Here is a 7,061-nt window from a genome sequence, read left to right as displayed (position 1 = left end):
TCATTGGGTCAAGGTTTCCAGTTTGGCGTCCATCTGCTCTTGCGTGAGTGTTCCTTGCTCCATGGCCCATTCGCCAAGCTGGACCAGGGCTTTGCGGCTCGGATACTGCATCAGTTTGAGATCGGTGGCATTCACCTGGGTATGGCCGCTGAAGCGCCGGAACTGCTCATCCACTGCGGTGGTGTTCAGGAATAAGGCCAGCCCATGGGCCAGTGGCTCGCTCAAGCCGTGCTTGTTCTCGTGAAACAGATTGACATGGTTTTCAAAGCCCAGGACTGAATGCTGGCCAAAGGCGGCAGGGGCAACCACGCTGGCCACCACACGGCGCTTTTCCTCCTTTGATGAAAAGCGCCGCACGACACAATAAAACCCGTTCGGATAAAGCCATTTTTCCGTCTCGGCATTGCGGCTGATCGCATTCGGTTTCTTCAAGCCGGCTACAGGCCATACTGTCCCGGTCTTGCGCAAATGAAGGGGTAGATCAGGGGGACGGCACCCGCCTCTGGCATGGGGCGCAGGTGAGCTTTCATGCGGAAATCAACCACCGGCCCGGTGGAGACCTGGATGCCGAGATCAGCCAGGGAACAGCCCACTGCGCCCAGGCGCTCGATGGCGCTTTTGGCGGTCGTTGTGGGCACGTGAATCAACCGTTCAGAGGCATTGGGGAGCACAATCTGCTCGAACGGATGTTCATGGGCGGCGAAGTCGGCAAAGCTGTCGTCGGTGGAAGTGGACACCATCACCGGCCCTTGTTGGCCACCACGCTCCAGACGGAGGATGATGGTTTCCTGCAGCACTTTGTCCCCCTTGAACGGCTTGTTGCGGGACGCGAATAGATGCATATGGCGGATAGCCGCCCGCGCCAGGATAAAATCACGAAATGGCCGATAATATGGCCCATTGCAGAAGCTGCGTGGGATGATGGCGACGATCTGCCCACCCGGCGCCGTCTCGGCTACAGCCAGGGCCACGAAGGCGGAATAGAGATTCACCGTCTCGATGCCGACGCGGCGCAGGGCCAGACGGTGGGCTGAGTGGCTATTGATCTTTTTGTATGGAGGATTGAGGATCACGTGGGTGTAGCCCTGATTCCGCAGGCCGTGGGCAGTAGCCAGTTGGATATAATCGTCCGGGATGATGCGGGATGTGGCGTTGTTGTATCTGGCCAGGTGTCGCGCCAAGCGCTCCCGCAGATGATCGTCCACCTCGTACGCTGTTACATCCAGGGATGCAAAGCCAAAGCCACCCGTCACCCAGCGGTGGAGAAAGGCGCCGCACAGGGCGCCCATGCCCGCCCCTGCATCCAACAGGCTGCAGTTCTGCAAGGGGCTGGCGGGGAAGAGGGACGCCATGAAGCGGGCCACGGTTGCAGGCGTCATGAACTGGCCAAGATCGGCCTTGCGCTTCCGCCTGATGATGTAAGACTCCTGCTGCGGGTGCATGATGCCTGAACATTCGAGTTGGATCATGCAAGGTTCTCGTTTATGCTGCTGACCGTAGGGCATCCTGTTCCCGCCTGCCTGTGAACGATTTGGATCCGGCCCGGTTGTTTCCCTTCCCCCTGGATGCATTCCAACAGGAGGCCATTGCCGCCATCAACCGGGGCCGGTCCCTGGTGGTGAGCGCCCCCACCGGCTCCGGCAAGACCCTGATCGGGGAATACGCCATCCATCGGGCCTTGGCCCATGGGCGACGGGTGTTCTACACCACCCCCCTCAAGGCCCTCTCCAACCAGAAGCTGCGGGACTTTCGCGCTGCTTTCGGCCCCCAGCGGGTGGGGTTGCTCACCGGGGATCTATCGGTCAATCGGGAGGCGCCGGTGGTGGTGATGACCACGGAGATCTTCCGCAACATGCTCTACGGCCAGAGCGAACTGGACGATCCCCTGGCGGGGGTGGAGGCGGTGGTGCTGGATGAGTGCCACTACATGAACGACAGCCAGCGGGGCACCGTCTGGGAAGAATCCATCATCCACTGCCCCGGATCGGTGCAACTGCTGGCCCTCTCCGCCACCGTGGCCAACGGGGAGCAGTTGAAGGACTGGATCCAGCAGGTGCATGGTTCCTGCGCCTTGATCCACAGCGTCCATCGGCCCGTGCCCCTCAGCTACAGCTTTTGCAGCGCCAAGGGGCTGCACCCCCTCCTCAACGGGGCAGGGGACGGGCTGCACCCAAGCTGCAGGGTGTGGCGCTCCCCCAAGGGACACCGTCGCCGGGGACGCAGCCCCAAGCCACCCCAGCCGGAGGCGCCCCGCCTCGGTTTTGTGGTGCAGCAACTGGCGGAACGGGACATGCTGCCGGCCATTGTGTTCATCTTCAGCCGGCGGGGCTGTGACCGGGGGGTGGGGGAACTGGCCAGGATGGACCTGCTGCCGCCGGCCCAACAGCAACACTTGGCGGAGCGGCTGGAGCGATTCAGCCAACAGATGCCCGACGGGGTGCGGGGTGACGGCCATGCCGATGCCCTGTTGCGGGGCGTTGCCTCCCACCATGCGGGGGTGCTGCCCGCCTGGAAGGAACTCATTGAAGAGCTATTTCAGGGGGGCCTGCTCAGGGTGGTGTTGGCCACGGAAACCCTGGCTGCCGGCATCAACATGCCGGCCCGCAGCACGGTGATCTGGGCCTTGTCCAAGCGGACGGAAACGGGCCATCGCCCCTTGATGGCCAGTGAGTTTCTCCAGATGGCGGGGCGGGCCGGGCGCCGTGGGCTGGACCGGGAGGGTCATGTGGTGACGGTTCAAGGTCGCTTTGAAGGTGTGCGGGAAGCGGGGCAACTGGCCACCAGCCCGGCGGATCCCCTGGTGAGTCAGTTCACCCCCAGCTACAGCATGGTGCTCAACCTGCTGCAGCGCTATTCCCTCAGCCAGGCCCGGGAGCTGGTGGAGCGCAGCTTCGGGCGCTATCTGGCCAGCCTGGGCCTGGTGGACGAACAGCAGGCCATTGCCCAACTGGCTGCACAGGTGGAGACCATGGACCGGGAGTTGGCGGACGTGCCCTGGCGGGATCTGGACAGCTACGAGAAGGAGCGGGCCAAGCTGCGGGAAGAACAGCGTCTCCTGCGCACCCTGCAGCAACAGGCGGCGGAAACCGTTGCCCACGAATTAACCCTCGCCCTGCAATTTGCCAGCCAGGGCACCATCATCACGGTCAAGTCTCCCCATCTGGAGCCGTCCCCCGCCGCCGCCGTCCTGGTGGAGAAACGCCCCGGCCCCGGCCAGTTTCCCCTGCTGCTGTGTCTGACGGAGGGCAATGTCTGGCTGCTGCTGCCCTGCCGGGACGTGGTGGCCTTTCACGGGGAGCTCAGTTGCCTGACGGTGACCCCCATGGTCATGCCCCCGTTGCGCCAGGGGGGTGAGCGACGCCATGGGGACGGCAGCAGCCATGGACTGGCCTTGAGTGTGGCAACCATGGCCCGGCGCCATGACCTGCGCACGGCCCGCTACGACCTGGCTGCAGAGGTGCAGGAGCAGGCCCGACGGGTGGCGGCCCAGGAAAAGAAGCTGGGTGGTCACCCTGCCCATGCCTGGCGGGACCGCAAACGGCTCAAGCAGAAACGCCATCGCCTGGAGACCGTCCAGCAGGAATTGGAAGACCGGCGACGCCGGTTGAACGACCGCATTGGCCGCCATTGGCGCATGGTGTTGAGCCTGATGGAGATCCTGCGCCACTTCGCCTGCCTGAAGGAATTGGAGATCACCCCGGCCGGCCGTGTGGTGTCTGCTTTGCGGGGTGACAACGAACTCTGGCTGGGTCTGGCGCTGCTGAGTGGCCATCTGGACCATCTCCCCGCGCCGGAACTGGCCGCCGCCATGGAGGCCGTCAGCACCGAGGTGAGCCGCAACGATCTCTGGTCGGCCTATCCGCCGCCACCCCTGGTGATGGAAGCCCTGACGAGTTTGCGGGAGCTGGGTCGGGAACTGGATCGCCAGCAGCAACGCCACGGCATCGCCACCCCCATCTGGTGGGAACCTGAACTCACCGGCCTGGTGACCGCCTGGGCCCGGGGCAGCAGTTGGGATGGCCTCATGGCCAAAACCTCCCTTGACGAGGGGGACGTGGTGCGGGTGCTGCGGCGCACCATGGACGTGCTGGCCCAGATTCCCCATTGCCCCGGGCTGAACGAACCCCTGCGCCACAATGCCCGCCGCGCCCACGCCGCCCTCAACCGTTTCCCCGTCAGGGAGGCGGACGCCGTCGTAGCAGAGCCGGTCTCAACTCCGGACCCGGACATTCTCCGGTAGACTTGGAGACCCTGGACTTTTGGCCCTGGCGCACCCGTGGAAATTGCGCTTGGCGCCCTCAGAGATGGTTGAGGTTGGCGGCCATGGCCGTCACCAGTCGCTGATTATGGCGGCGCTTGCCAACGGCAATCCGCAGCCAATGGTCATCAAGCCCCAGGAAGCTGCGACAGTCCCGCACCAGGATGCCCTGCCGCGCCAAGGACTGTTGCAGGGGTGTGAGGGAGTGGTTGCAGGACAGCAACCGATAGTTGGCGGCGCCAGGATGCACCTGCAGGGATGGGCATTGGCGGCCAAGGCGCTGGGCCAGCCATGGACCCTCCCGCGCCAGCCAGCGCCACACCCGTTGCTGCCACAACGAATCCGCCAGGACAGCCAAGCCGCCCCGAACCGCCAGGCCGTTGACGGGCCATGGATCACGCCAGCGGCGCCAGCGCTCCAGCCGGGCCGGTGCGGCAACGGCATAGCCAAGCCGCAAGCCGGCCATGGCAAACAGTTTGGTGAGGCTGCGAATCACCACCAGATTGTCGAACTTTGGCGCTAACGGGATAAGGGAGTGTTTCTCGCCGCCAGGCACAAGGGGGAGGAACGCCTCGTCCACCACCAGCAGGCCATGGGAATGGAGCAAGGGTTCCAGGCCATCCCGGCGCCAGAGTTGGCCGGTGGGGTTGTGGGGATTGGTGATCCAGAGGGCAGTATGGCGGGGGTCAAGGTGTTGCAGGGTCCGGGGCGCCGCAAGCGCCTCAACCCAGGACTGGGGGCCGGTGCCCCAATGGAGGCGAAGGGGCAGGGACCGGCCCGCCGCTCCCCACGTGGCCAGCGCCCGTTGGTAGTCCGCAAATCCGGGGGTGGGCAGAAGGTTGGTAAGAGAGTGGGCGTCACGAGCAGCCCAGGTGAACAGTTCCGCTGCCCCGTTGCCCGGCAGGATCCAGTGGGGATCAAGGCCATGCGCCTGGGCGATGGCCTCCCGCAGGGCCTGATAGGAAGAATCGGGGTAGGGAATCACATGATCGTTCAATGCCCGCCGCAATGCCCGCCGCAGGCTGCGGGGCGGCCCAAACGGCACCAGGGAGGCACTGAAGTCCAGAATCCGGCGGGGGTGGCAGTTCAACTGCCGGGCCAGTTGCTCCACGTTGCCCCCATGGCGTGGCGGCGCCTCGGCCATGGGGATCCTCACTTAGTTGGCGGCATTGGCCATGGCCCGCCGGCCCGCCAGAGGAGCGGACAGGGCTTCCTGTAACGGCGCCTTGCCGTAGCGCTCCTCCAGCAGATCCATGACGGTGCGGCCAAACTCCTGGGGGTTGCGGGCAAAGGCCTCCAGGCAGACACGCCCGAAGGCGCTGCCCATGGGTTCAGGGTTCCACAGCAACTTGCGGGCCACCCAGGGCATCATGCTCATGGGGTTGTAGCCGGGCTTGAGGAATCCCTTCTCCAGGGCGTAGTGCTCCAGATGGGTATGGGGTTGCAGACCAATGAAAAAGATGGCCGGCTCCACCTGTTCCGCCCCGAAAATGCTTTCCAGTTCCCGCTGAAAAGCTACGGTCTGGCCGATGGTCTCCGGTCGTTCGTCGATCACGTTGAAGGAATAGTTGACGGAAATCTTCTCCTGGAAACCTGCCTGTGCCAGGAGACGACAATTGTCCAAAACAACGCGCAAATTGTAACCCATCCGCATTTTACGGACCAGCTCCTGAGAGCCGGATGTAATTCCGATTTCAAAATAGCTCATGCCGCTTTCCACCATGAGTTGGGCAAGCTCTTCGTCCAGGTTATCGGCACGGATGTAGGCGGCCCAGTGAATGTCCGTCATGCCTGCAGAAAGAATGGCGCCTAGCAATTCCTTGGCATCAGAAATATAGCGCCGTGCCGGGATAAACTGGGCATCTGTAAACCAGAATCCCCGAACACCCCGATCATAAAGTTGACGCATTTCCGCCACCACCTCATCCACTGGATTCAGGCGAACTTGTTTGCCTTCTACAACGGTATAGATGCAGTAGCAGCAGTTGTGGGGACAGCCACGCTTGGTCTGCACCCCCACGTAAAAATCGCCACCGTCCAAATACCAATTGAACTCGGGCCAAATGGTCTGGATGTAGTTATAGTTGCAGGCGGTTTTGGGCAGGGGCGCCGGCTGTTCATGGATGAGACCCGCCCGGGGACTCTCCCCCACCACGTAGCAACGCTCAGCCGCCAGGCTTTGCCCCTGGAGCAGCGTTGCCAGCAGTCGTTCCCCTTCCCCGATGGACACAACCGTTCCCCGGGGGAGACGGGAGGCAAGCTGTTCATAGAACACGCTCACCGCGCCACCGCCCACCACCAACCGGGCTTGAGGATGGCGCCGCCGCGCCTGGGCCAGGCCCATGCGAATCAGGCCCAGATTGCGCCGAAGCTCCCCATAGTAGCTCCAGGTGAGCCGCACACCCCCCAGGGCGCCCCGCAGGCGGCGCAGGGGATTGGCGCCATAGAACGCTTCGAATGAATGCTGCAGGGGATTACCGCCCCGTCCATCCACGGGGGCATAGATCTGAATATCTCGCCAGGAGAACACCAGCACCGTGGGCTGCCACTGGTGGATGGTTTGGCGGAGTGTGGCCCGCACATTCAGCGAAGGCGTCGTGGCCAGATCCAGGATCCGTTGGGACACCTGGGGAAAGACCTTATGAATGTGGTCGGCCAGATAGACCGGTCCAACGGGGAAGATGGGGTTGCAGGGGAGCCGGATGTAGAGAATGCGCTCCTGCACAGCGGGAAGAGTTCCGACGAACCCGGGGGTTGGATGGACGGCAGGAGGCTAGCAAGGGGAGCCGGGAAGTTGCGGTTT

General features: G+C 63.6%; 5 protein-coding genes. 1 reads left to right on the top strand and 4 read right to left on the bottom strand.

The annotated features are described in order from the left end of the window. Both BG35_RS13455 and BG35_RS13450 read right to left on the bottom strand, forming a co-directional pair. A complete protein-coding gene (locus tag BG35_RS13455; protein WP_201768410.1) occupies nucleotides 1–468 on the bottom strand; it encodes a hypothetical protein in 468 nt (155 codons plus the stop codon). After that, nucleotides 438–1,379, bottom strand: a complete 942-nt coding sequence (locus BG35_RS13450) for an Eco57I restriction-modification methylase domain-containing protein (protein ID WP_201768409.1) — start codon at nucleotides 1,377–1,379, stop codon at nucleotides 438–440. Before BG35_RS13450 ends, BG35_RS13455 begins: the two co-directional genes overlap by 31 nt. Nucleotides 1,380–1,516: 137 nt before the next feature. Here BG35_RS13450 and BG35_RS0104880 point away from each other — a divergent pair, with 137 nt between their 5' ends. Beyond that, on the top strand, nucleotides 1,517–4,240 hold the full coding sequence (locus tag BG35_RS0104880) for a DEAD/DEAH box helicase (protein WP_080688026.1): 2,724 nt from the start codon (nucleotides 1,517–1,519) through the stop codon (nucleotides 4,238–4,240). Between the two features lie 58 nt (nucleotides 4,241–4,298). Here the strand turns inward: BG35_RS0104880 and cobD are convergent, their stop codons facing one another. After that, on the bottom strand, nucleotides 4,299–5,402 hold the full coding sequence (cobD, locus tag BG35_RS0104875) for a threonine-phosphate decarboxylase CobD (protein ID WP_025781947.1): 1,104 nt from the start codon (nucleotides 5,400–5,402) through the stop codon (nucleotides 4,299–4,301). 12 nt (nucleotides 5,403–5,414) lie between these two features. After that, nucleotides 5,415–6,983: a photosystem II high light acclimation radical SAM protein gene (locus tag BG35_RS0104870; protein ID WP_051506148.1), complete on the bottom strand. Its 1,569-nt coding sequence runs from the start codon at nucleotides 6,981–6,983 to the stop codon at nucleotides 5,415–5,417. Nucleotides 6,984–7,061: the final 78 nt, after the last annotated feature.

Source organism: Candidatus Synechococcus spongiarum SH4, from assembly GCF_000586015.1.
Classification (GTDB): Bacteria; Cyanobacteriota; Cyanobacteriia; order PCC-6307; family Cyanobiaceae; genus Synechococcus_B; species Synechococcus_B spongiarum_F.
This window is presented reverse-complemented; position numbering and strand designations above follow the sequence as displayed.

What these genes read in the sequence shown, in the direction of transcription:
- cobD (WP_025781947.1), bottom strand. Translation starts at nt 5,402, where the DNA reads ATGGCCGAGGCGCCGCCACGCCATGGGGGCAACGTGGAGCAACTGGCC.
- BG35_RS13450 (WP_201768409.1), bottom strand. Translation starts at nt 1,379, where the DNA reads ATGACGCCTGCAACCGTGGCCCGCTTCATGGCGTCCCTCTTCCCCGCC.